Genomic DNA, 25,171 nt, shown 5'->3' on the forward strand with positions numbered 1-25,171 from the left:
AGAAAATCAGCAACTGTCTTATAAACTGACGTTAATCAAGCTTTTTTTTTGTCCCCCTTTGGAGGGGTAGGGGGAGGATTTTTTACTTTATTTGATTTTGAAATAATTGATCTGGAATGTGAAGTCCTCCCCCTACCCCCTCCAAAGGGGGACTTTCTTACTGGTTGCGGAATGTCAGTTATAAATCAGAATCTCTCCGCAGCAATTTTAGAAACTGCATAGGGTATTTTGGAGATGACTTCCAGGCCTTGGCGGTTTTACTTTTTCGGCCCTAAACCCTACCGTTTTTGTAAGCCGTTCGGCCTTCTGAAAAAAAGTTTTTACAGACCAGGCAACCGTTTGCGCAAAAGCCGTGTCTACCCACCTGAAGGCCTTCAGTACTTCTAAACAGTTGCTGAAAATGAGAGATTTAGTTAAAATTATGATCCTGATCGGTTTGCTGATCATTGCCGCGCTGCAAGCCTGTGACCTGAATATGGAAGGAGAAGAGGAAATTACGCCGGCAAAATTTACCGCAGAAACCAGGCTTGCAAACGATTATTTGCAAACGAAGATAAACCAGGCGCTGCCGCTGCACGTGCTCGCCAACGATGTGAAACTGCCGAACAGCACGCTGGTTTTCAGCGAACCGAAAAACGGCACGATCCAGATAGATGCTACGGCGGGCGGCTTTTTATACGTGCCGGCCAAAGGCTTTAAAGGCAAAGAAACCTTTAAATACCGCGTGTGCGGCCCGGGACCCTGCGAATATGCCACGGTAGAAATTGTGGTGTTATAAACGCCGCAAATGGCTGGTAAAACGGCCGGACAGCTGATTTTAGAAAGAAAAGCCCGTTGTCGAAGCGTTTAGGATCAGGTATTTAGAAAAAAAAATAAGGCGGATTTCCGCGGAAAAGTAAAAGAAAGTACTTAACTTAAAGCAGACAAAATTTTGGCTTACTTGGAAGAGGCAATAATTGAAGGATGTAAACGCGAAGAACCCGCGTTCCAGGAGCTGCTTTATAATAAGTATGCTTCCCGGATGATGGCCGTATGCTCGCGCTATGCAAAAACGCGTTTCGAAGCGGAAGACGTTTTTCATGAAGCTTTCGTGAAAGTTTTCAAAAATATCCATACCTACCAGAGCGGGTCTTTTGAAGGCTGGATGAAGCGCATTTTTGTGAACACCGCCATTAATAATTACCGCCAGAATAAGAAGCATTATAATCACGATGAGTTTGGCGTAGAACACGATTTCAGCTCCGAAACCGACAGCGTGATCAGCGGCATTTCTACCCAGGAATTGCTCGATATTGTGAACCAATTGCCGGAAGGCTATCGTTTGGTGTTCAATATGTTTGCCGTGGAAGGGTATACGCACAAAGAAATAGGCGAATTACTCGGCATTGCCGAGGGCACTTCCAAGTCGCAGCTGGCCAAAGCCAAACAATTGTTAAAGAAATTACTCAGCACTTATTCCTTACCTCAATATGCCAACTAAACAAGCGTTCGAAGAACAATTCCGCGAACGGTTCGAAAACCTGGAAGAAGCGCCGCCGGCCTTCGCCTGGAATAAGATCCGCCAGGAAATAACGCAGCCGGCTGCTGTAAAAGCAAAAAACAACCCGGTAAGATTCAAATGGCTGATGCCCGGAGCATTTATTGCGGTTATTTCCGTAGCACTGCTTTTTATGCTGAAATACAACAAAGCCCTGGAAAGCCAAACGGTTTCGAACGCAAAGATACATGCGTTGCAGGCCGAAGCCGAAGAACTGCGGGAGCCGGTAACGGAAATTGCCCCGATCGTTCCGGAAACCGAAGTGAAAGCGGCCAACCCGGTATTCAAGGCATACCAGGCTGATGAGGCAAAAACAACGGAACCTGCTGCTGCTTTCGTGAAAAAACGCTATCTGAATGGCGCTGAAAAGTCTGCCGCACCGGAAAACCTGAAAGCAACCGCTGCGAAGAAAAAACTGAACGCCACCAAAGTGGTTTACGTGGTAACGGTAGATCCGAAATCAGCTTCGGTAGAGAAGTTTTCTACCACCATGCCCGATTCGGTTGCGGCTACAGGCACAGCCAATTAACTTAAAAAAAATTAAACCTCAGCGGGTTGCTGCTCTTTGTTTAAATACGAAGGCCGGCAACCCGTTTTTTGTTTGGCACAACGCTGATCTCCGGCCGTAAAAACCAGCAGGAAATAAGTAAATTGCCAGCCTCTATGGAAATTATCTATCTCTGTTTTTTCGCTTTCCTGGCTGGTTTTATAGATTCGGTGGTGGGTGGTGGCGGTTTGATCCAGTTGCCGGCTTTGCTGGTTATAATGCCCAACACGCCGGTACCGGTTTTGCTCGGCACGGGCAAACTGGTAAGCATTTCGGGCACGGCCTCTTCGCTGCTGCGTTATTCGCGCGACGTAAGAATTAACTGGAAAAGTCTGTTGCCGGCGGCCGTTACAGCGTTCGTTTTTTCATTTCTGGGTGCCCGCGCCATCAGCCATTTGCCCGTGGAAGCCTTGCGGCCCATGGTACTTTTTCTGCTCATAGCCGTAGCGTTTTATACTTTCTGGAAAAAAGACCTGGGTTCGTTGCATGCTCCGCGCCTTTCGGTTACTAAAGAACGCTGGTACGCCATTTTAGCCGGCATGGCCATTGGTTTTTACGACGGCTTTTTCGGGCCCGGCACCGGTAGTTTTCTCATCTTTGTTTTCATCGGCATTTTCGGTTTCAGTTTCGTGGCGGCTTCGGCTTCGGCCAAAGTGGTGAATCTGGCCACCAATTTATCGGCGCTGGGTTATTTTGTCTGGAAAGGCTACGTGCTGTATCAGATCGCTTTACCGATGGCGGCCTGCAATATAGTAGGTTCGGTAGTTGGAACGCAAGTAGCCTTGAAACAGGGCAGCGGGTTTGTGCGGCGGCTGTTTCTGGTAGTAGTAACAGCCATCATTCTGAAGTTCGCTTACGATACTTTCCAGAAAGGCCGGTTCTGATCGGAAGGTAAATGCGGATATTTTTTGGCCTGAAAACGCTATGGTTTTGAGTCGGAAAAGTATCGGTCATAAAAGCTGTTATTTCTTCTGAATGTGTTATTTTTAGCAAAACAGTCCGAAAGAAATGTACCTGGTTTACGAACGCGCGCCCTATAAAATTTACACCGATCCGAAAAAAGCCGATGCCGCCGCCATTCACCGGTATTTAAGCCAGGATTCTTACTGGGCCCAAAATGTGCCTGTGGAAACGGTCGTAAAATCGCTGCAAAATTCTTTGTGTTTCAGTTTGTACGCTGCTGAAAAGCAGATCGGCCTGGCCCGCGTCATTACCGATAAAGCCACCTTTGCCTATCTCTGCGACGTGTATATTATGGAAGATTTCCGGGGAAATGGTTTGAGCAAATGGCTGTTGGAATGCGTGCAAAACCACCCCGATCTGCAACACCTGCGGCGCTTCATGCTGGCTACTAAAGATGTGCACGGGCTTTACGAACAATTCGGATTTAAACTTTCGGAAGCGGGGCGGTTAATGGAAATTGTGAACCGGGAGGTTTATTTGTAATTACATTATATATAATGGCTTGGCTAAAGGATTTAATTAAAGAAAATAATTTTTTGGATGTTAGGAATTATATTAATAATTGTTAATATTTGGTAACAATTTAAAGCTCTGTTTTCTACGCAATATCATTACTTGTTTTAATACTTTGTTTAAAGCCTGAAGTTTCGAATAGTTTATTATCCTTAAGATTCGTTAGGGGATAGGCTGTTATGTTGTCTGAAAGGCTATTGGTAGTATTTTGTTTAACCTTAACATAAATGCTTATGAAAAACAAGTACCTTTTATTGTGGTTATTCCTATTGCTTTCTTTATCAGTCAGAGGGCAGGAATACGTTAATAAAGACTGGACCCTTTCTTCGGGAAATCCGACCAGGCTTGAATGGAGCGCCTCCCATCTTACAGCCAGCCATTTATATACTTTAGGGAACACGTATAAAGCGGGCGAAAATGCCAATTTTCTGCTTACCAAATCCGATCTGGATGGCAATGTGATCTGGACGCGGGAATATAATGCCCATAACTTAGACGATTTTGGGGTTGCGCTTATAACCGATGCAAACAATAATGTTTATGTTACCGGGGCAGTTACCGCCTCTAATAACAAATTTGATATTGCCGTAGTTAAGTACAATGTAACTGGAAACCTGGAATGGTGGTACCACTATAATGGCAATTCTAATTTGAACGATTTACCTGTTGGAATTGCGTTTGACAATGTTGGCAACATTGTAATTGCGGGTACTTCCGTTGATGCTTTACAGCATGAAAATATTGTAACATTGTCGCTTGATAATAGTGGCAATCTGAATTGGAGCAAGTTGTATGACTATGCAAGTTTAGAGGATGGTGCTACCGGAATTATTAAGGGAGATATGGTAATCTTATTGTTTCCGGGGGAAGCGCAGCCAGTGCCAATACTTACAATTTTGTGACGTTGGAATATGACCTGCATGGAAAATTGCTTAGATCTCATCGGTCAGCAAACCAAATTGGATTGGATCGCCCTGCAGCAATTGGAGCAGATAGCAGCGGAAACGTAATTATTGGCGGATTTTATACCAACCAGCCCGGTAATACCGAACTTTCTCTGATCAGCCTGAATAGTAGTTTGCGGCAAAATTGGGCGCAAAATATAAATATTACGCCCGGCGAAGATAAAATTGCCGACCTGTTTGTAAACCAGAACGGCGATATATATGTAACCGGCCATAACGAAGAAAGCCCTGGTTATTTTAAAGCATTTGTTGCCAAGTATGATAATGCCGGCAACCAGCTTTGGCTGGAACATTACCAAAGCCCACGCGGTGGGGCATACGGTAAAAAGATCAGCATGGATAACAATGGAGATCTGGTGGTGGCTGGCGTAGTGATATCGGATGCCAATAAAAATTTTCTGACTATGAAATATTCGCAAGATGGGGAAATACGAATGGCCGAAGAATTTGATAGCGGGAATACTGATATTGCTTCTTCATTGGCCTTGGATAACCAGGGGAATATTTATATATCAGGCACTTCTTCCAGCCCGACTGCCGACCAGTATAATACAGTGAAATACAGCACTTATTACCGGGAAATAAACCCGGTAACTTCATCTAAAGGGGTTGAATACGTAGACAATGATGTGATCATCAAGTTTAATCCTACTGTAGTAAAAGTAAGCGCGATAGATAACCTGGATAAAACTTATGGCAAGCTCTCCGATTTTGTGCAACCCAGCGCGATTCAAACCATGTATAATGCTTTAGATCAGCGGATTAATTTTGGCTCTCTGAATACTGTAAAAGTTTTTCCGAACTTAACTACTACCGATAATTATTCTATTTCCCGTTTAGGCGATACTGTAGCGATGCCTCCTTTCTGGGCTACTTTTGTAATTGAGTTGCCAGACAAGGTAGATGAAACGGAAATTGCGGCGAAGCTTAGTAGAATTAATCCCACTATTGAGTATGCCCAGTTGAACTATATTGTGAAAGCTACCGCCAGGCCAAATGATAATTTGATAAGTGTTGGCAATAACCAATTACCTGGATTAATACCTAATGCAACATTTAAATATGCACATATAAAAATGGAGCAGGGATGGGATGTTGAAGTTGGTTCTGAAGATATAAAAGTCGGCGTAATAGATAGCGGAATTAACTGGGAGCATGAAGATTTCGGAAAGAAGACTGGCTCAAAAGCTTTTATTGATTCCAAAATAAAAGGAGGATGGGATTACCGGAATAAAGTACATGTGGCCAACGCGTCTAAACCTTTTGATGACAATGGCCATGGCACAGCAGCTGCCGGAATAATTGGTGCGTTGCGCAATAATACGAAAGGCGTTGCTGGTATAGCGGGAGGCGATATGGCCGTAAGTAATTCAAGCTATCCAAATGGCAACTCAGGGGTTCAATTATTTTCATTAAGAATCCTTAAAAAAAACGGATCAGCTTACTCTTACCTTATGGAAGCAATAGTAGATGGGGCAAGATATAATCCAAGTGCGGCTAACCCTGGCTTTGGGTTACATATTCTGAATCTTAGTTTAGCCGCAGGAACAGATAGTGCTGGCGTTTTGGAAGAAGCAATAAAGTTCTGTTTTCGAAATAGTTGTACGGTTGTAGCGGCAAGCGGAAACTATGGTAATTTGAATGTGGCTTTTCAAAAAATGTATCCGGCTTCTTTTTATGATCCTTGGGTTATAAAAGTTGGCTATAATGATGCTACCGGAAAAAGGGGCTTTTTTTCTAATTACGGCCATAATTTAGACCTGATTGCTCCCGGAACAAACGATTTGTATACTTGTTTAAGTAGTGCAAACAATAACGCTTATGTAGATAAATTGCAAAATGGAAAGGATGATATTGAAGGTACTTCTTTTGCCGCGCCACATGTGACTGGAGTAGCAGGTTTAATGCAAAGCCATTTTTACAAGAAGCGGAATAAAATCCTTGCTTCGGAAGATATTGAGTTCCTGATCCAGAAATATGCCACGGATATCAATGTGCTAAATTCAAATTATTTTCAATATTACGATGACCTAACAGGCCATGGAAGGTTAAACGCTGACAGTGTTTTAAAGCATATCGAGTTCCCAAAATACGATGTGCTTCATGATAGTGCTTCCATGAAAAAAGACCCTTACACCATAAATTTATATTCTGATAGTACCAAAATAGAATTGCGGAAGCCTGCTTTTGGTTTGCCAGCCGGGGAATATATTATGGATGTTTACGATGTAACAATTACCAAAACACACAGTATTGGAAATGCCACGGTTGTTAATAGTTGGGTAAGAAATGCCTCTTCCAATTTATTTCGCAGGCCCCTTCTTACCTTATCGCCCCGGGGTTTATCTTTAGAGCCTGAGCCGAATGTAACGGTTTTTAATGTAACCAATACTCAGGCTATGGTGGCCGGTAATTGTTACTTTGTGAAAAAAAGTTTAACCGGGCAAACCATAAATAAGTGGATTCCATTTGACCCTTACGATCAGCGTAAATTAGGTTATGCTGCGTATAGCTTGCATGTTTACGACGCGAACGCTACCGGTGTGGCCGATGCTTTTGCGGGTAAAAATAGCCTTATCAAAATTTACCCCAATCCAACGACAAAAAATCAAACAATTCAGCTTTCCTTGAAAGAAGCAGAACAAGTATCTATCAAACTATTTGATATACAGGGTAGGGAAATCAGGACGATCTACAAAGGCATTGCCGGACAAAACTTCAAGGCTGAAGTAGATTTGAATGCCCTGCCAAATGGCATGTACCTGTACCGGGTAGAAACCGGTAGGGAAGTAGTGCATAGCAGATTCGTGAAAAATTAAAAGAACAGCGATATGAAGAAGATAAACTATATTTTTATCTGTTTACTGGCTTTGGCTACTATATTCCAGGGCTGTAAAAAAGAAGATGATGCCAAAATTGAGCCAGCCCCGATAACCCCGGCGCCGGAAACGTTCACGTGTATCCCATTTGAAACCTATGACTTGAGTAATTGCTGGTTAGGACCGCAATATCGGAAGAAAGGTACGTTTTACCAAATGCCTTGCTTTAACCCAAATAACAGCAACGAATTTTTATATGTGCGCTCCAGCTCCATCTATAAATATAACCTCCTTTCCAAGCAAAGTACGATGATTGCAGAGCGCGTTCAGCCGGTTGGGCCGCCAGATTGGTCGCGATCAGGCTGGATCGTTTTTTCGGATATTAGCTGGAAAATCTGGAAAATCCGGGATGACGGAACCGGCTTGCAACAATTAAGTTTCGGGGAAGACGATCAATTTCCTTACTTTAACCCGGCTGGTGATAAAATTATTTACGGTTCGCACTTCCTGAATACGAATAAAATGCTGATAATGGATCTGAACGGCAATAAATTAGATACGCTTTGTTCTTTACGACTGGGTAGTTGTTTAGGTTGGGGCAATAGTTCCTGGACTGTTAACGACCGTATTCTCCGTCGCACGCACAGTGGTCAGGGGATGGATGGCGAACTAAGTTTTTATAATTATGCCACTAAACAAGATGAGTCCCCACTCTTTACTTATAAAAATGACTCGAGCAATCAGGAAATCCGGGATTATAAAGTGCTGAATGCTGATAAAATTTTGTATGCCATGACCAATAAAGGCCTGGTGCTGTACAATATTCAGGCTAAAACTCACCAAGTACTGAAAGAAAACTGCCACAATATCTGGTACGATTTCTTTTCCATTTCCCCGGATAAAACCAAACTGCTCGTAGAGAAAAACACCCTTAAATTTGTAGGTGATTGCACTTTTGAGCAACGCAAAAGCCTTGTAATCATGAATATAGACGGCAGCAACGAGCAGGAAATTCCCTTACCATAAAACAGTTTTCTGCTGAAAAACGGTAGGGTTTCATGCATAAAAACCCGCATAAAAAAACAGGCAACCCAAACCGGGTTGCCTGTTTTTTTGCTAAAAAGCATAGCGTTTTTTAGAAAGTAACCGTAGCCGCCATGCCGTTGGCCGGACCCATCAGGGGCATGATCGAGACGTTTTCCATGCCTTTGGTTTTGTGCAGTTGCGGCACCAGAATACCCGCGCCCGCGCCAATGGCATAACCCAGTAAGTTGTCGCTTAAAAAGTGTTTCCCGGCTTTCAGGCGCAAATAACCAACTGTGGCCGGAATGGCGGCTGCAGCGCCCCAGACATAAGGCCGGGCTTTGGAATCGGGGTTGAAATCGTGGAAAACTTTGGCGGCGAAGAAGGTAGCACTGGCGGCGGCAGCGGTGTGGCCGGCAAAGAAAGAGTTCTGGGCATGCTTTTTGGTTCTTTCGGTATTGTCCGGATCGTTGTTGTAAACCAGCGGGCGTTTGCGCTCTACGTGGGCCACCGACATGGTAAATAAAGTTCCGGTTACCGCCATCGCTTCTACGTAAAGTACCGCCACCTGACCTGCTTTCTGGCTGATGTCCTTATCGAGCAAAAGCAAAAACGGCAATGCAAACGAACCATAAAACGGATAATCGCTGGCCTTTTTGGCGCTCAGACTGAAGTTTCCGGCACCAAAACGGTCGAAGCTGTTAATTTTATTTTTGGCAGCTTCCAGATCGGCATCTATGGCGGCAAGTTCTTCGGCACTCGGGGCATGTTTATTTTCCTGGATCAGGTATAAGCCGGTGGCGCTGGCTCCAACGCCTAACAGCGTTACAGGCAGATCCACCCGGGTTCTGGTCCGGTATGGGGAAGTGCCGGTAGTCAAGGCAATTGATCTGGTTTCCGGCATATTTACCAGGGTTTGAGTTTCCTGGGGAGTAAGCGTAGCGGTTTCGGCGGAAGGCTGGGCGTAAGCAAGGCCGACAAACTGAACGGCTGCCAGCACACTAAGCAAAAGTTTTTTCATGTAGTTTTCAGAATATAAGCGGAAATTAATATTGTAAAGATGCTTAGGGAAACGGGCAGCTTTTTAAAAGGTTATTGGCAGATAGTTTTAGCGGCCAAAATCATAGCGTTTTCCCCGAATAGTTACAGGTTATTTGCCGGCAATGCGTTCGTATTCCAGTCGGGCTAAGGTGAAATCGTAAAGCGCGTTAAGGTAATTGGTTTGCGCGTTGAGCAGGTCATTTTCGGCATCGGTTACGGCCTGGCTTTTTTCCAGACTTTGCTCAAAACGGATGCGGGTTACACGCAATACTTTTTCGGCAAGCTGCACATTCTCTTCCCGGATCTTCAGGTTTTGTAGTTCGTTTTTCAGCGTGAGTAATTTGTCGTTGGTCTGAAAAATGTAATCGCGTTCGAAGCTCAGCAGCTGGCTACGACTGCGTTTCAGGGCAATTTTACTTTCCTGCACCAATGCTTTCCGGTAAAAACCTTCGAATAAGATCCAGTTCAGCTGCGCGCCGGTATAAGCCACGGGGTACCATTTTTCCTGAAAATCGAAAAAACTGAAATTGTCACGGTACGCCTGCGAGCCGTAGTAGCCATACAAACTGAGTGTGGGCAAGGCCAGCCGCCGGTTCCGGGTGAGCAGCAGGTTTTCCTGTTCCTGCTGCAGCAATAAGGTGCGGTATTCCGGGCGCGCTTTGAGGTCAAAAATATTGGGTTCGAAAAAGGGCTGGGCAGCGGAAAGGAGCAAGGTATCAGTTAAAATTACCGAAGAATCGAGCGGCAGGCCGGTCTGGTATTTCAGGTGGAGCAGGTTTTTTTCCAGGTTTTGGATAGCGTTTTGCAGCTCGGCCTGCTGGGTCTGAAAGTTGAGTCGGGCACGGTCTACCTCGATGGGTTGCAGCTGGCCGTTCCGGAAAAGCGCTTGGGTGTTTTTATAAAATTCCTCGTTGCGCAGCAGGTTGCCGCGGGTAAGTTTTATTTTCTGCTGGTTAATAAGGCAGCTGTAATACGCTTTTTTTACTTCCAGCGCCACTTCGGTTTGCTCGGTTAAAAGGTTGTTATTCGCAATTTCCTGTTCACGTTTCGCATGTTCCACCTGGTATTTCCGGTCCGGATCGAAAACAGCATAATTGCCTTCCAACGCCGCCGTTGTGCTGTATTTGGTACCGAAAACCACCGGAATATTCTGGCCCGGCAAATTCCGGAAATCGCCGGGCAGGATCTGGGTGGGCAGTTGGGCGTTGTAACGGGTGTCCAGCCCGGCCGAAACTTCAGGATACTTTGCCGCTTTTTTCTGTTTGAATCTGGTGCCGGAAATTTCCGCCTCATACCCCAGCTGCTGCACCGAAAGCTGATGCTGCCGCGCATATTGCAAAGCCGCTTCCAGGGAAAGCAAACGGCTTTGCGCCAGCAAAGGCCTGCCCACCGAAAGCAGTAATAGCAACAGGAATATACTTTTCAGCCTCCAAACCATAGCGTTTTCAGTACGGATATTTTAGGTAATCAGGTAAGGCAAGACTTTTTTCTTTCCTCTTCTGAAGATAAAGGTCTGCGTATTTCTGATCTTTTTTTAAATCAGGAATTGTGAAAAATCCTGCCATGTTGCGAGTTAGTCGCAGCCGCAACTTGTGACTTTGCCTTTATAGCAAGTTTGTAAATTGCGGAAGCGTTGCGACTTTATTCTGCAGTTTTCATCTCTAAAAACCTGCCATTTTTATCGCTGCATTTGTTGGTTGCCTTGCAGGCAGGGTCAGTTACAAACAGACCAAATTGTAATCCACAAGTTGTGGCTGCGCCTAAACTTGCGGGATCAATTGTGAAATTTTTAGTTTCCTAAGGAAACATTTGTTCTGATTAAGTAATTCTGGAGCATCACTTTCCCTTTTATTTATTCTCTTACTCAATAACTCAATCATGCAATAACTCACTCATTCAAAATTTCCCTCATTCAGGATCACGCCCGGAACACGGAAGCCGGTTCGGCTTTGGTAATTCGGCGGATGGCAAAAAAAGCGCCGCCGATGGAAATGATCAGCGTAATGAGCAGGAAAGCCAACCGGATAAGCGGCGAAAAACTGAAGATGGCGCCGGCGTTGGATATACCGTAACGGAACCCTTCGAGTAAAACCGAGCCGATGAGGTAACCCACCGTAGCAATGAGAAAAGCCTGGGTTAAGATCAGGTTGCGGATGTAAGCGTTGCTGGCGCCGATGGCTTTCATGGTGGCATAATCTTTTATGCGGTCTACGGCGGCCGAATACAGCGTTAACCCGATAATGACCAGGCCCGAAACAATGGCAAAAGCAATGAGCGAACCGGTAGAAATGGCAATGCCGCTGGAAGATAAAACGGTTTTTACGGTTGCATTGGAAAAATCGCGCGGAAGCCAGGCCCGCACGCCGTACAGGTGCCGGTTAAGGGCATTGCGGACTGAATCGGGATTAGCGCCGGGTTGCAGGTCTATCAGGAAGGCGTTTACTTTGGTTTGTGGCACGCTCCCCAGCGCCCGGGCCCGCTCGATGGTAGTAAAAACGTAAGCCGAACCAAAACCCCGCGCGCCTTTGGTCTGCGCTTCTACCTGCACACGTTTGCCGTTTATTTCAAAATTGTCGCCGAATTCCGTATCACCCAGACTGGCTTTATCAAAGAATTCTACGCTAACCGCATTTTCACGGAGCAGATCGTTGGCAGAGCCGTTTATCAGGTTCCAGGGGCCGCCTTTAAATGCCGGTGCTTCCGAACCGATGAGTAAAACCCCGTAGCTTTTGCCGTTCCTGAATTTGGCGTTTCCCCCGGAAACCACGTACGGATAGGCTTTAGCCACGCCCGGAATAGATTCGGCCTGCCGCCCAATGCGCACATCGATCTGGCCCAGTGCGTTTACGTTGGTGGTGCGGTCGTCTACGAGCCAGAGGCCAGTGGTCGTGTTGTCTACCAGCGAACTCATGGCGTTGGTCAGGAAAATGAAAATGCCGCTTTGCTGCCCGATCAGAAACGTAGAAATGACCACGCCCAGCAAAGCCCCGATGATTTTGGCTTTGTCGTAGATCATGAAACGGAGCGCGGTTTTCAGCATTTTCGGCAGCCTTTATTTCGTGAAGATCACACATTCCACCCGCATCCCGAAGATCATATCCTGCCCGTTTTCGGCCTGAATTCTTACTTCCCGCACGCGCCGGTCTTCCAGGTCGCCGCCGGCATCGCTGAACAGGGATTTCTTTTTTAAATAAGGCGCGGCAAAAATTACTTTCCCAAAAGCCAGCGTATCGTTCATGCCCTGGTGCCGGATCAAAGCTTTTTGCCCGACTTTTACCCGGTCGGCAAACAGTTCGTCTACTTCGCAAAGGGCGGTAACCGGGCCGGCGGGCGCAAAATCGGCCAGAGGCGTGAAAGCAGTAACGGCACTGCCGGGCGTAAGATCCATGGTCAGGACCAGGCCGTTTTCGGGAGCTTTTACATAGCGTTTTTCCAGGGCCAGTTTCGAGAGGTCTCGTTTCTGCACGGCATTGGCAACTTCCTGGCGTTTCACGTTCAGTTGGGCTTGCAGGCGTTCGGCTTCGTTTTGAGCAGTTTGGGCTTCGGTGCGGGCATTGTCTACGTTCTGCCGGCTTTCGGCGCCCTGGTCGTAAGCATTCTGCAGGCGTTGGTATTGCTGTTGCGCGTTGGCGGCTTTGGTTTTGGCTGAAGTGAATTCCGCCTGAGAAGCCCGTATTTCGGCCTGCCGGGTGGCAATGGTGGTCTGGTCGTTTTGAACCTGGGCAGCTTCGGTTTCGGTGGTCATTTCCAGCAGCTTTTGGCCGGCTTTAACCGAGTCTCCGGCTTTCACTAAAACCTGCTTTACCACGCCGCTTACCTCGGCGCTGAGCGGAATGATCTTTTCGGCGGGTTCGATGCGGCCAATGGCGGAAACCCGGCTGGGGTCGAAACTGGTTTTGGGTTTTTCGGTTGAATTTTCTTCTTTTTTGCCGCAGGAAAACGCTATGCAAAACAGCAGGAAAACTGCCAGCCGGTTCCGGAAAGTTTGGTAACAGCGGAACGTAATGGTTTGTTTAGTTGCGCGCATGGTTGGTCTGGGTCTTTATTTCCGGAAGGTTCATTTTACGGGATCACAAAACCGTTTTCTACTTTTATAATGCGGTCGGCGTAGGCTTCCAGGCGTTTATCGTGGGTAACTACGGCTACGGCTTTGTTCTGGCGGGCCAGTTGCTTTAGTTCCTGCATGATCACTTCTGCCGAGGTGGCATCGAGCGCGGCGGTGGGTTCGTCGCAGAGGATCAGTTCGGGGTTGGTAACCAGGGCCCGCGCAATGGCCACGCGCTGCTGTTGTCCGCCCGAAAGTTCTTTAGGTAAAAAATGCTGGCGGTCGGCCATGTTTACGGCAGTTAACGCAGCTTCGGCCCGCTCACGGGTTTCGGTTTTGGCGGTTTTGCTGAGTTGCAGCGGCAGCATTACGTTCTCTAAACCGGTAAGCGGCGAAATAAGATTGATACTCTGAAATACAAACCCGATCTCCTGCAGCCGCAGTTTAGCCAGTTCATTTTCATTTAAAGCCGATGTGTAGGTGCCGTTTATATTCACCCGGCCCTGGGTAGGATAAATAACGCAGCCCAAAAGTGAAAGCAGCGTGGTTTTGCCCGAACCCGATGGCCCGATGATGAGAATCAGTTCGCCGGCCCTGATTTCCAGATCCGTGGGCTGCAGGGCTACAATTTCAGTGTCGCCGCTTTGGTAAACTTTAGACGCTTGTTCGAGACTGGCAATAATGCGGGCCATGCAGTTTTTTATTAGTACAACTGTTTTTCCTGCATTTGGTTTTTTAGTTTTTGCACTGAAAAGCATAGCCTTTTTTCTGAAGCAGCAGGAAAATGCAGGTAAATAGCGTTGATCAACAATCCAAGCGATGTCGCAAGTTTAGGCGCAGCCCCAACTTGTGCCTTTTCGCTGTTAGCCAGTTTGTAACTGACAGAAGCATTGCGGCTTTCCATTACAACTTTTCGCTGGCTAAACCCTGCCGTTTTCAAAGCAAGCTGTTTTATTTGTCTGCATACATGGTCTTTACAAACTGACCCCATTCTATCCCGCAATTTGCGGCTGCGTTTAAATTTACGGGATAGAATGGGGTGGAATTTAAAAACGGTATCGCTTCGGGCTGAAAAAGTCTGGAAGCAGGTTATGGAAATACGGGTTTTTTAGTCTGAAAGTATTGTAGTAATTTTGTCCTCCTTTAGCGCTTGTGCTTACAATGCGTTTTTACGGTTTTTTAATAGTTTTTGTACCTAACATTTAAACGAAATGCCTTATTTATTTACCTCCGAATCGGTTTCGGAAGGACACCCGGACAAAGTTGCCGATCAGATCTCCGACGCCCTTTTAGACGAATTCCTGCGTCAGGACCCGGCTTCTAAAGTGGCTTGCGAAACCCTCGTTACAACCGGTTTGGTGGTGCTGAGCGGCGAAGTGAAAACGGAAGCCTACGTAGACGTGCAGAAAGTTGCCCGCGAAGTGATCAAAAAGATCGGTTATACCAAATCTGAATATAAATTCGATGCCGAAGCCTGCGGCGTTATTTCGGCCATTCATGAACAGAGCGGCGATATTAACCAAGGCGTAGAGCGCGCCAAACCCGAAGAGCAGGGCGCCGGCGACCAGGGCATGATGTTCGGGTATGCTACGAACGAAACGGATTCTTACATGCCGCTGGCGCTGGAAATTTCGCACGTATTGCTGAAAGAACTGGCCGCGATCCGCAAGGAAGGCAAAGAAATGACCTACCTGCGTCCGGATGCCAAATCGCAGGTTACCATTCGCTACTCCGATACGCATGTGCCGGAAACCATCGATACCATCGTAATTTCTACCCAGCACGACGATTTTGCCGGCGAAGCAGAAATGCTGAAAAAGATCAACGACGATGTACTGAACATCCTGATCCCGCGCGTAAAAACCAAGCTTGCCAAAGTAGCCGACCTGTTTACCAACGATATTAAATACCACATCAACCCGACCGGTAAATTTGTAATTGGTGGTCCGCACGGCGATACCGGCTTAACCGGCCGTAAAATTATTGTTGATACCTATGGCGGTAAAGGTGCCCACGGTGGTGGCGCTTTCTCCGGCAAAGATTCTTCTAAAGTAGACCGTTCCGCAGCTTACGCGGCGCGCCACATTGCCAAGAACTTAGTAGCTGCCGGGGTAGCCGATCAGGTATTGGTGCAGGTTGCTTACGCCATTGGCGTAGCCGATCCGGTAGGTTTATACGTTACTACTTACAACACTACCAAAGTAAAAGGCGCCAACGGCCAGTTATTAAGCGACGGTGAGATCTCCGATAAAGTAAGCGGTTTGTTCGATATGCGTCCTTACGGCATCGTAACGCGTTTCGGCTTACAGAACCCGATCTTTGCCGAAACTGCTGCCTACGGCCACATGGGCCGCACGCCGGAAAAGAAAACCGTAAAAGTAAAACAGAACGGCAACTGGATTGAGAAAGAAGTGGAAACCTTTACCTGGGAGAAACTCGACTACGTAGATAAGATCAAAGCCGCTTTCGGTTTATAAGCCCGAAAAACGCTATCCTTTTTAATTGAAAAACCCGGGCCAGTTGGTTCGGGTTTTTTATTTCCTTAACTGAAGTTAACGGATAGAAGTTTAATGCTCCTGCCTGGAGCATAATAGTGGCTTCTACGGGCGCAAGTGGTCAGCGAAAGCGTTACTTGTGACTTTTAAATGCTGGAAATCTTCAGACTTGCGTAAATCTGTTCCTGAATTTTAAAATCTGTTGGTATACATGAAAGTCTGAAGACTTTCTGAAATTTAAAAGTCACAAGTGACGCTTTTGCTGAACACTTGCGCCAGGAATGGTTTCACGCAAAAAGGTTTTTAAAGCGCCGATCTCAAGCCGGCTAAAGGAGTTTGAAATACAAAAATAAGCCCACCGCGCCGGCCGATAAAAGCGCCAGAACCGTGGTTTTCCAGGAAGAAACAAGAACGCCGGTCTGGTATTTGCCTTTTTCAAGCAGCACCCGCGTTACCAGAATGCAGCCAAGAATACTCCACCAGATGGCTTGCTGCGGACCTTTTTCCAGGCTTTCCGGCGCAAAGATCACCAGGAATACCAGCGGGAACCCGGTAAGGTAGTACAAAAATTTCAGCGGAAGCGAAGAAGTTTGAGTCATAAATAGGATGAAAATTCAGAGTTTCAGTTTTAAAACAACCTGCGTTTTACGAATATAAAACGCGCGTTGTTTATAAGCAAATTATGCCGGCAATTCTTCTTCCAGTCTGGTCATTTGCGCCCGGATATTTTCCGGGATCGGCACTTTTTCGTTTTTGGCAAAATCGAACATCACCAGCACATCTTTCGCTTCCGCAGCTACCTGGCCGTGTTCGTTCAGGAGCTGGTGCTTCAGCCCGAAACTGGTATTCTTCACAAAATCGAGCTTCACCTGCACCGTAATTTCGCCCGGATAATGCAGCCCTTTCAGGAAATTGCAATTGGTAGAAGCCAGAATAGCGCCTGTTTTCGTTGCCTTGAAAAGCTGCGTCAGGCCAATGGCATCCCAGTAATTTACCCGCGAAGCCTGGATGTATTTGAAATAAGAAACATTGTTGATGTGGCCGAAAAGATCCATTTCGCTCCAATCGAGGCGAATGTTCAGTTTAACCGGGTAGTTTTCCATAGGTTAGTTTAAGTATTTGTATGCCTTGTTTTTTATTTTTTCTGATCTTTATTCACCAGGTTTTTAGTTTTCATGCCCTAAACCCTACCGTTTTTCAGCAAAAAAGCCCGGCTTACAGGCCAGGCTTTTTTTATTACGCCGGAATGCAAAAATCATTTTCAAATTTCCACATCTCCAAATTTTCAAATTGCAATTAGTGCGACATCATTTTTTCTTTATGCCGTTTTACCTGCGTGGTAAGCGCGTCTAAAGCCTGATCGGTAGCGGTTTCGAAACTGGTAGCTTCTTCTTTTACGAAGAGCGTGGAGCCCGGTACAAACAGCTTAACCTCTACGGTTTTGTTGGCAATGCCATCGTTATTATTCAAACGGAGATAAACTTCCCCTTCGGTTATGCGGTCGTAATATGTTTCCAGTTTGTCGAGGCGCATCTGAATGAAATCAAGCAGTTTCTGGTCGGCGTCGAAGTGGATGGAATGAATTTGTAATTTCATAGTGATTGGTGGTTTATAATGTGAATATTAAGCCTTTGGATGGGCTTTTTCAAAAATTGCTTTTAATTTTTCAATTGAATTATGGGTGTAAACCTGCGTAGCCGCTAAACTGCTGTGCCCCAGCAATTCTTTAATGGCGTTCAGGTCGGCGCCATTATCGAGCAAATGCGTGGCAAACGTATGCCGGAGCATGTGCGGGTTGCGGTGCTGCGAAGTGGTTACCAGGCCGGTATAATGTTTTACAATGCGGTAAACCAGTTTCGGGTAAAGCGGCTGCGTTTTAGCAGTAACGAGCAGAGCGGCCGGTTTGTTATCCGGAAATTCGAGCGTTTTATGTTTTAAGTAAGTTTCCAGGCAGTTTTCGAGCGAAGCGTTGAGCGGTAAGATCCTTTCTTTCTGGCCCTTGCCCAATACTTTTATGGTTTTTTTATGAAAATCGATCGCGTTTTCGGTCAGGCCAATAAGTTCGGAAAGGCGCATGCCGGTGCCGTAAAGCAGTTCCAGCACGGTTTTGTCGCGCCAGCCTTCAAAGGTATCGGCAAATTCAATCTGTTCGAAAAGCTGCTGCATGGTTTCCTGGGGCAAAAATGCGGGCAGTTTCTTGCCGGCTTTAGGCGCGGTAACTTTCAGCATCGGGTTTTGGCTGATCACGCCGGTTTTAAGCAGGAATTTGTAATAGGAGCGGAGGCAGGCAATTTTGCGGTTCACGCTGCGGGCCTCCATCTTGTTTTGCAGCAGGCTAACGATCCAGGAACGGATGATGGTATGGTCGGCTTCAGCCGGGTCGGAGAGCTGGTAGGTTTGCGCCAGGTATTCGGCAAACCGGCCCAGGTCGGTACGGTAGGAGGTAAGCGTGTGCGGACTGTAACGCTTCTCGTAAGTAAGATATTTAAAAAATAAATCCATAAATCAGTATTCCGGAGCTGCTGCTTCGGTAATACTAATTTATGGATTAAATATTAGAAACCTAGTAAAAAATACTAGTAGTTTTCGTTCGCGAAAAGGTTCTGGATATAAGCAGCTTTTTGTTTCTGCTTCCGCTTCGTGATAGATGGTTTTTGGAAGAAAGTACGCGAACGCAGTTCTTTCAACACACCAGTTCTTTCGAATTTTTTCTTGAATCTTTTTAAAGCGCGGTCTACCGACTCGTTATCCTTAACGTTTACAATTATCATATTAGGCTTTGAATTACTTATTTTAAAGGCTGCAAATTTATAAAGAACTATCCTGAAAGTCAAGCGTTCTTGGGAAAAATTATTGAATGACAGAATTACTGAGTGAGTGAATGAGGGAATTAGTGAATGAAAGAATAAAGAAATTCTCAGTTATTCACTCATTCTGTCATTCAATAATTCTATCATTACTTCAAAATGGCTCTTGAAATTACCAGTTTCTGGATCTCGGAAGTTCCTTCGCCGATGGTGCACAGTTTCGAGTCGCGATAATATTTTTCGGCCGGGTAGTCTTTGGTGTAGCCGTAGCCGCCGAAGATCTGTACGCCTTCCGTGGCCGCTCTTACGCAAACTTCCGAGGCGTAGTACTTGGCGAAAGCCGATTCTTTGTTCACGTTAAGGCCTTTGTTTTTCATATCAGCGGCGCGGTACGTTAATAAGGAAGCTGCTTCAATTTCGGTAGCCATATCGGCCAGTTTAAAGGCAATGCCCTGGAAATCGGAGATTGGCTTGTTGAACTGGTGACGCTCTTTGGAATATGCCAGCGCGGCTTCGAAAGCACCCTGCGCAATGCCTAAGCTTAAAGCAGCAATAGAAATACGACCGCCATCCAGCACTTTCATCGCCTGGATGAAGCCTTCGCCTTCTTTGCCCAGCATGTTGCTTTCGTGCACGCGGCAATCGGTAAAGATCATTTCGGTGGTTTCGGAAGCGCGCATGCCCAGTTTATCTTCTTTGCGGCCGCCTTCAAAACCTGGCGTTCCGCGCTCAACCACAAAAGCCGTCATGCCGTGCGAATCGCCTACTTCGCCGGTGCGCACAATTACTACCGCAATGTTGCCCGATTTACCGTGCGTGATGAAGTTTTTTGCGCCGTTAATTACCCAGTGGTCGCCGTCTTTAACCGCGGTGGTGCGCATGTTGCCGGAGTCGGAACCGGTGTTTGGTTCGGTTAAACCCCAGGCGCCGATCCACTCGGCCGTAGCCAGTTTGGGTAACCATTTCATTTTCTGCTCTTCGTTACCGAAAGCCAGAATGTGGCCGGTGCAAAGCGAGTTGTGCGCCGCCATAGAAAGACCAATAGAACCGTCTATTTTAGAAAGCTCGGCAATTGCGGTTACGTATTCCAGGTAGCCGAAACCGGAGCCGCCGTATTCGGTTGGCACCAGCACGCCCATTAAACCAAGTTCGCCTAAAGCTTTGAAAACGTGCACCGGAAATTCCTGGCTTTCGTCCCATTTCATCATGTCTGGCTTGATGTGTTTGGCTCCGAAATCGCGGATCATCTGGGCGATCATTTTCTGGTTTTCAGTAAAAGTTAAATCCATTTATAAGAAGGTTATGCGTTTAAAAACGGTATGCTTTTGAAGCAAAAAAGTAGTGCAAAGCTAAACAAAAGCAGCGAATTGCCGAATGCCTGCGTCTATGAAATTGAAAATGGGTTTTAAAATTGAATGCGCACGATGTTTTATCAGGCGAACCTTGCTATATTTAACCCGCTTGCCCGCTCCCCGGAACTATTAAATGCGTTGCTCATGAGAAAACAGGTACTTTTTCGCGCTATTTTGCTAGCGTTTTGTTTTGTGGCTGGTTTTAACTCGCGACTCTTTGCCCAAACCTCATCCGTAACCGACTACCAATTCTCAGCTTACAGCGGTACGTTCACCCCTTTGCCATCTTCTGCCACCGTTTTTACTTTATCTTCTGCTTTTGGTCAGGCCGTTCCCATTGGGTTTACCTTCAATTTTGCAGGTACAAATTATACCACCGTTTACGTTTCTAAACAGGGATTTATATCTTTTAATCCCGGTGCTGTAATTGAGCTTAATAATCTTTCAGGGAATAATCTGAATTCCATTAATAATCCGTCAACCTCACGGCCTTTGATTGCACCGCTTTGGGATCAGTTGCATGGGAATTTACCACTTTCTAAAGCTTCTACAATCAATACCGGCTTGTCTGGTAACCAGGTTTTCACCTTTGAATGGTTAAATTGGAGATGGGACGGAATGGCACCGACTTATGTCATTTCTTTCCAGGTGAAACTTTATGAAGCCACCGGTCGCATCGAGTTTCATTACCGGCAGGAAACCGGTTTACCATCTACTCCAATGGCCTCCATCGGCTTGGCCGGCACGGCCACCGGCCCGGGTAATTTCCTTTCGCTTTCCGATACCGGCCCCAACCCGAGCGTAAGCTACCTGGTAGAAACCACTAATTTGAGCCAGAAACCGGCTACTGGCCAGGTGTATGCCTTTACGCCGCCGCCCGTGCCGCCCGTAGATGTGCGTATCATTGCCTTAACCGCCCCTTTAGACAGCGGCTGCCACGGCGCCGGCCAGCCGGTTAAATTCCTGCTCAAAAATACCGGCAGCACGGCGCTTAACTTAGCCACCACGCCGGTTACCGTGCAAGCCACTGCCCGCGGCGCTAACGGCCAGAATTTCCCGCCGCTCGTGCTTAATACCGGCACTTTAGCCGCCGGCGCCACTCAGGAAGTAACCGTAGCCAGCAATTTCAATATGCAGGCCGCCGGCACCTACCGCTTCAACGCCCGTGCCCTGGTTTCAGGCGATGGCAATACCGCCAACGATTCTCTGAAAGTAGCCATTAACCGTACGCAGGTGCCGCTTTATGCCCTGCCCCAGGCAGTGAATTTTACCGGGGTAAGCGGCAACGGCTCTAATATGGGCGTAGTTTTTCCCGGCTGGCGCGAAGCCAACGGCCGCAAAGCCCGCAAAATAAATGCCTCCTGGGAATATGAAACCGGTCTGGGAAATGCCGCCAATACCACGGCGGTGGTGCGGTTCCAAAGTGGGAGCGAGAAGTGGGAATGGGTGATGGGCCCAAAAGTTACTGCTGCCGCCACTACCGTGCTGCGTTTTAAAGCCGCCCTCACCGATTTTGCTAAAACCTCGCCGCATGCCACCGGTATGGCCGGCACGCAGGATTCGCTGAAAGTAATGGTTTCTACCGATTGCGGCCTGAACTACCAGCTGCTCTATGCGTTTCACGCCGGCAATACCGCCAGTTTAAGCAATACCCTCACCGATTTTGAAATTCCGCTGAGCCAGTTTGCCGGGCAGAACATCATCGTTGGCTTTTGCGCTTATTCCGCTTCCCGGCTTACCACCCCCGATTACGAATTCCACCTCGACGATCTTTTCATCGGTACGCCGCCGCCGCTCGATCTGGCGGTAACCGCTCTGGCTAATCCTTTCAAAAACGGCTGCTATTCGGCCTCCGAACCGGTTTCGGTTACGCTGAAGAATTTCGGTACCAATACGGTTAACTTTGCCGCAACGCCCGCCGCCATGCAGGTAAACGTGAGCGGTAAAACCGCAGCCACCCTCACGCATACGATCAACTCCGGCACGCTCGCTCCCGGCGCTACCCAAACGGTAACCCTGCCCGCCACGCTCAACATGCTGCCGGTAGGTACTTATAACTTCAGAGCCTTCGCCAAAATTACCGGCGATCCGAATGCCGCCAACGATACGGTTTTTGCCGTGCGGCAGGTAGATTCGGTGTATGCCCTGCCGCAAAGCAGCACGCTGGCCGGTTTTACGGGCGCTAACCTGCCGGCCATTTTTCCCGGCTGGCACGAAGCTTCCGGGTTAACGCCTTTCGGCACGCAGTCGCACTGGCTCAGCTCCACGGGGTTGGGCGGGGCCGGAAACCAGACGCTGAAGATCTATTTATCGAGCTACTTTAAAAACGAATGGATCATCGGGCCCAAAGTTGTGGCCGGGCCGAACACCGCCGTGCGGTTTAAAGCCGCCCTTACCACGGCCACCATTTTTACGCCTTACGCCCCCGGCATGAGCAACACCGACGATAAAGTGCAGGTGCTGGTTTCTACTGATTGCGGCGCAACCTTTATGCCCATCCATACCTTCGACAGCAACACTTCGGCCGGGTTAAGCAACGTATTGACGGATTTTGCTTTTTCGCTGAGCGCATACGCCGGCCAGGAAATAATCGTAGCGTTCTTTGCCAGCGAAGGCACGATCGATAACCTGAATTACTACGATTTTCACCTGGACGATATTTTCATTGGCGATCTTCCTCCGGCTGACCTGGGCGTAACGGCAATTTTGTCGCCGCCGCCGGCAGGTTGCTACACCAATGCCGAGCCGGTTGCCGTTACCATTCGCAATTTCGGCACGCAGGCTGTAGATCTGAGCAATAAGCCGGTAACGGTAACGGCGCAGGTTTCGGGAGCCACTTCGGCCACGCTTTCCGCATTTGTAAATACCGGCATTTTGCTTCCCGCCGATACGCTGGTAGTGAACCTGATCCCGGGCCTGAACATGCTTGCTGCCGGTACTTACAACATAAAAGCCTACACCAATACGCTGCTCGATAACAATGCCGTCAACGATACCGCCACCCTGGTGAGAACCCGTTACCCGCTGGCCTCTTTGCCGCAGACCGTAGATTTTACCGGCTTCACCGATGCCAATTTAAGCCAGGTTTTCCCCGATTGGCGCGAAGCTTCGGGCAGGGTGCCAACCGGCAATACGGCTAACTGGAAACACGCTATTGGTTTGGGCAGCACGCAGAATACGACCGCTAAAATCTACTTAGGCTCCGTTTGGGAAAAAGGCTGGCTTATCGGGCCGAAAGTGGTGCCAACGCCAAATACCCGTTTAACGTTCCAGGCCGCCATCACCGAATGGTTCAACCTAAACGCTGACCCAACCGGCATGGACGGCACCGACGACAGCGTGAAGGTGCTGATCTCGGAAGATTGCGGCGCTACGTTCCAAACGCTCTTCGTATTCGATTCGGTGAGTGCGGTGCATTTAAAGGATTCGCTCATCACCTATTCTTTCCCGTTGGGCGCTTACAAAGGCAAGGAAATTACCGTCGCTTTTTTTGCGACCGATGGCACCATAGACGACCCCAGCGAATATGCGTTTCACCTGGATAATATCCGGCTGGAAGATATAACGGGCGTGAAAGAAGAAAAAGCTGCGTTGCCGCTCCTGGTTTACCCCAATCCAAACCAGGGAGAATTCTACGTAAACCTGCAAAGTTTTGAAAAAGAAGTATCGCTTACGCTCAGCACGCTAACCGGGCAGGAAATCCTAAAGCACATTATTCCGGATGCCGGCAAGGTAAAACGCTATGATTTTCGGCACCAAAACCTGAAGCGAGGCATTTACCTGCTCAAAGCCGTTTCGGAAAAGCAAAGCCGGGTGGCCAGGGTGGTGGTGCAGTAGGTGGTATTTGGTATTTGGACTTTTTAAGGCAGAAAGCATAGCGTTTTTAGCCGAAAGACTTACGACTTTTCAGGGGCAAAAGTATAGCGTTTTTTAACGTGAAAACCTCCCAGGTTTCTGAAACCTGGGAGGTTTTTTGTTGGCCGGAAACGTAAGTAGCTGCAAGTAGCGTAGGGTTTAAACCCTACGCTACTTGCAGCTACTTACGTTTATAAACCGTTAATAAACGCTATGCTTTCTGCCTTAAAAAGTCCAGATACCAGCAACCAGATACCTGCTACCAAATACCAGAAATTAATCGTAATAAAATTCCTGCGGCAGCTTTTTGTAGATCGGGAAGATCCAGCCCAGTTTAATGCCGTAAAGCAGATCCAGGCGGCTGGCATCGTCTTTCCGCATTTCATCGAAATTATATTCGCGGCGGTTTTTAGTAAAGGCCTGGGTAAATTCCAGGTTCGCAAAAAAGTTGATGCGGCGGCGCTTGTCCAGGTACATATAACCCAGGTTCTGCGTTACCGCCAGGCCGTTGGTGAGGCGGTCGTAGCCTTTTTTGTATTCGCCCCGGATCTGGGGCACACTGCGGGTAACGTCTTCGTAGTTGATCTTATGCTGCATAAAACCCAGTCCGCCCATCACAAAGAACCCTGAGTTAATGCTGGCCCGCCCAACCGGCGCTGAAAATAATTTACCCGCTTTAAAGATCGGGAGTTTGGTGCCACGTTCCGTAATTCTAACGTCTGCATCCAGGCCATCTTCCCCGAGCAGAAAACCATCGCGGCTTAAAAGGCTGTTCAATGGTTTTTCCTTTACCTTATCGCCAAACATATAGCTAAAATCGGCCCCGAAAAGCCAGTTCTTTTTGGTTTTGAACATAAAGCCGCCGCCCACTTCAAAGTTATTGCCGAAACGTTTGGCCAGATCGCCGCCGCTCACATCAAAACCGGCGGCCGCGTAGATCATCGGAATGTGCATGAGCGAATCGGTATTCCGGGATTGCGCTTTGGTTTCCCAGGAAAATAACTGCAAAAGAAGGGCAACAGCAAAAATATATTTAGGCACGGGAATAGAAAACGGTAAAGTTAGAGCCATAAAAACTATAAAAGCAAAGTTACAGTAAATTCCGGATGTGCCTGAAAAATAATTTCCCGGAAAGGCTAGTAATAGCGCTTTATATGCTTACTTTGCACTTTATTGCCAGAATACCGTAAACCGAACTGTTAACCAGAA

General features: G+C 47.3%; 23 protein-coding genes. 10 read left to right on the forward strand and 13 right to left on the reverse strand.

Translation table 11 applies throughout. The features are described 5' to 3' along the window. Positions 1-400 precede the first annotated feature (400 nt). The 8 genes from I5M27_RS01015 to I5M27_RS01050 all read left to right on the forward strand — a co-directional run bounded on the left by I5M27_RS01015 (position 401) and on the right by I5M27_RS01050 (position 8,370). Positions 401-778 (forward strand): Ig-like domain-containing protein, encoded by a 378-nt coding sequence (locus I5M27_RS01015; RefSeq protein ID WP_200504172.1) that lies wholly within the window; start codon positions 401-403, stop codon positions 776-778. A gap of 162 nt (positions 779-940) precedes the next feature. Continuing rightward, positions 941-1,480 (forward strand): RNA polymerase sigma factor, encoded by a 540-nt coding sequence (locus I5M27_RS01020; protein ID WP_234462332.1) that lies wholly within the window; start codon positions 941-943, stop codon positions 1,478-1,480. Next, on the forward strand, positions 1,470-2,066 hold the full coding sequence (locus I5M27_RS01025) for a hypothetical protein (RefSeq protein ID WP_200504173.1): 597 nt from the start codon (positions 1,470-1,472) through the stop codon (positions 2,064-2,066). The genes I5M27_RS01020 and I5M27_RS01025 overlap by 11 nt, the downstream gene beginning before the upstream one ends. A gap of 134 nt (positions 2,067-2,200) precedes the next feature. Next, positions 2,201-2,968 carry a sulfite exporter TauE/SafE family protein gene (locus I5M27_RS01030; protein ID WP_200504174.1) on the forward strand — a complete coding sequence of 256 codons (768 nt, stop codon included), beginning with the start codon at positions 2,201-2,203 and terminating at the stop codon, positions 2,966-2,968. A 124-nt stretch (positions 2,969-3,092) separates the two neighbouring features. Further along, the gene (locus I5M27_RS01035) at positions 3,093-3,530 is read left to right on the forward strand and encodes a GNAT family N-acetyltransferase (RefSeq protein WP_200504175.1); all 438 of its coding nucleotides are present in this window, start codon (positions 3,093-3,095) and stop codon (positions 3,528-3,530) included. A gap of 263 nt (positions 3,531-3,793) precedes the next feature. Beyond that, positions 3,794-4,462 carry an NHL repeat-containing protein gene (locus I5M27_RS01040; RefSeq protein ID WP_200504176.1) on the forward strand — a complete coding sequence of 223 codons (669 nt, stop codon included), beginning with the start codon at positions 3,794-3,796 and terminating at the stop codon, positions 4,460-4,462. 2 nt (positions 4,463-4,464) lie between these two features. Further along, positions 4,465-7,344: a S8 family serine peptidase gene (locus I5M27_RS01045; protein ID WP_200504177.1), complete on the forward strand. Its 2,880-nt coding sequence runs from the start codon at positions 4,465-4,467 to the stop codon at positions 7,342-7,344. A gap of 12 nt (positions 7,345-7,356) precedes the next feature. After that, complete coding sequence (locus tag I5M27_RS01050) at positions 7,357-8,370, forward strand: TolB-like translocation protein (protein ID WP_200504178.1); 1,014 nt, start codon at positions 7,357-7,359, stop codon at positions 8,368-8,370. Between the two features lie 109 nt (positions 8,371-8,479). Here I5M27_RS01050 and I5M27_RS01055 read toward each other — a convergent pair whose 3' ends face one another. From I5M27_RS01055 to I5M27_RS01080, 6 genes are all read right to left on the reverse strand, one after another. After that, complete coding sequence (locus tag I5M27_RS01055) at positions 8,480-9,388, reverse strand: phosphatase PAP2 family protein (protein ID WP_234462333.1); 909 nt, start codon at positions 9,386-9,388, stop codon at positions 8,480-8,482. A 129-nt stretch (positions 9,389-9,517) separates the two neighbouring features. Beyond that, on the reverse strand, positions 9,518-10,846 hold the full coding sequence (locus I5M27_RS01060; RefSeq protein WP_200504179.1) for a TolC family protein: 1,329 nt from the start codon (positions 10,844-10,846) through the stop codon (positions 9,518-9,520). Positions 10,847-11,326: 480 nt separating this feature from the next. Further along, complete coding sequence (locus I5M27_RS01065) at positions 11,327-12,448, reverse strand: ABC transporter permease (RefSeq protein ID WP_200504180.1); 1,122 nt, start codon at positions 12,446-12,448, stop codon at positions 11,327-11,329. 12 nt (positions 12,449-12,460) lie between these two features. Continuing rightward, a complete protein-coding gene (locus I5M27_RS01070; RefSeq protein ID WP_200504181.1) occupies positions 12,461-13,435 on the reverse strand; it encodes an HlyD family secretion protein in 975 nt (324 codons plus the stop codon). A gap of 35 nt (positions 13,436-13,470) precedes the next feature. Then, entirely contained in the window at positions 13,471-14,145 is a 675-nt protein-coding gene (locus I5M27_RS01075; RefSeq protein ID WP_234462334.1) for an ABC transporter ATP-binding protein, read from the reverse strand. A gap of 11 nt (positions 14,146-14,156) precedes the next feature. Then, positions 14,157-14,393, reverse strand: a complete 237-nt coding sequence (locus I5M27_RS01080) for a hypothetical protein (RefSeq protein WP_200504182.1) — start codon at positions 14,391-14,393, stop codon at positions 14,157-14,159. 271 nt (positions 14,394-14,664) lie between these two features. On the opposite strand from I5M27_RS01080, the gene metK reads away from it, so the two are divergent. Further along, positions 14,665-15,930, forward strand: a complete 1,266-nt coding sequence (gene metK / locus I5M27_RS01085) for a methionine adenosyltransferase (RefSeq protein ID WP_200504183.1) — start codon at positions 14,665-14,667, stop codon at positions 15,928-15,930. Between the two features lie 344 nt (positions 15,931-16,274). On the opposite strand, the gene I5M27_RS01090 is transcribed toward metK, so the two are convergent. The 6 genes from I5M27_RS01090 to I5M27_RS01115 all read right to left on the reverse strand — a co-directional run bounded on the left by I5M27_RS01090 (position 16,275) and on the right by I5M27_RS01115 (position 20,044). Beyond that, positions 16,275-16,547: a hypothetical protein gene (locus I5M27_RS01090; RefSeq protein WP_200504184.1), complete on the reverse strand. Its 273-nt coding sequence runs from the start codon at positions 16,545-16,547 to the stop codon at positions 16,275-16,277. An 81-nt stretch (positions 16,548-16,628) separates the two neighbouring features. Then, positions 16,629-17,051, reverse strand: a complete 423-nt coding sequence (locus tag I5M27_RS01095; protein WP_200504185.1) for an acyl-CoA thioesterase — start codon at positions 17,049-17,051, stop codon at positions 16,629-16,631. Between the two features lie 193 nt (positions 17,052-17,244). Beyond that, a complete protein-coding gene (gene hpf, locus I5M27_RS01100) occupies positions 17,245-17,544 on the reverse strand; it encodes a ribosome hibernation-promoting factor, HPF/YfiA family (RefSeq protein ID WP_200504186.1) in 300 nt (99 codons plus the stop codon). 27 nt (positions 17,545-17,571) lie between these two features. Beyond that, entirely contained in the window at positions 17,572-18,450 is an 879-nt protein-coding gene (locus I5M27_RS01105) for a tyrosine-type recombinase/integrase (RefSeq protein ID WP_200504187.1), read from the reverse strand. A 74-nt stretch (positions 18,451-18,524) separates the two neighbouring features. Further along, positions 18,525-18,719 carry a 30S ribosomal protein S21 gene (gene rpsU, locus I5M27_RS01110; protein ID WP_200504188.1) on the reverse strand — a complete coding sequence of 65 codons (195 nt, stop codon included), beginning with the start codon at positions 18,717-18,719 and terminating at the stop codon, positions 18,525-18,527. A gap of 185 nt (positions 18,720-18,904) precedes the next feature. Beyond that, a complete protein-coding gene (locus I5M27_RS01115) occupies positions 18,905-20,044 on the reverse strand; it encodes an acyl-CoA dehydrogenase family protein (protein WP_200504189.1) in 1,140 nt (379 codons plus the stop codon). A gap of 207 nt (positions 20,045-20,251) precedes the next feature. Between I5M27_RS01115 and I5M27_RS01120 the strand changes: the two genes are divergently transcribed. Further along, positions 20,252-23,944: a T9SS type A sorting domain-containing protein gene (locus tag I5M27_RS01120; protein ID WP_200504190.1), complete on the forward strand. Its 3,693-nt coding sequence runs from the start codon at positions 20,252-20,254 to the stop codon at positions 23,942-23,944. A gap of 294 nt (positions 23,945-24,238) precedes the next feature. On the opposite strand, the gene I5M27_RS01125 is transcribed toward I5M27_RS01120, so the two are convergent. Further along, a complete protein-coding gene (locus I5M27_RS01125; RefSeq protein ID WP_200504191.1) occupies positions 24,239-25,003 on the reverse strand; it encodes a hypothetical protein in 765 nt (254 codons plus the stop codon). Positions 25,004-25,171: the final 168 nt, after the last annotated feature.

This window comes from Adhaeribacter terrigena, assembly GCF_016623615.1.
Classification (GTDB): Bacteria; Bacteroidota; Bacteroidia; order Cytophagales; family Hymenobacteraceae; genus Adhaeribacter_A; species Adhaeribacter_A terrigena.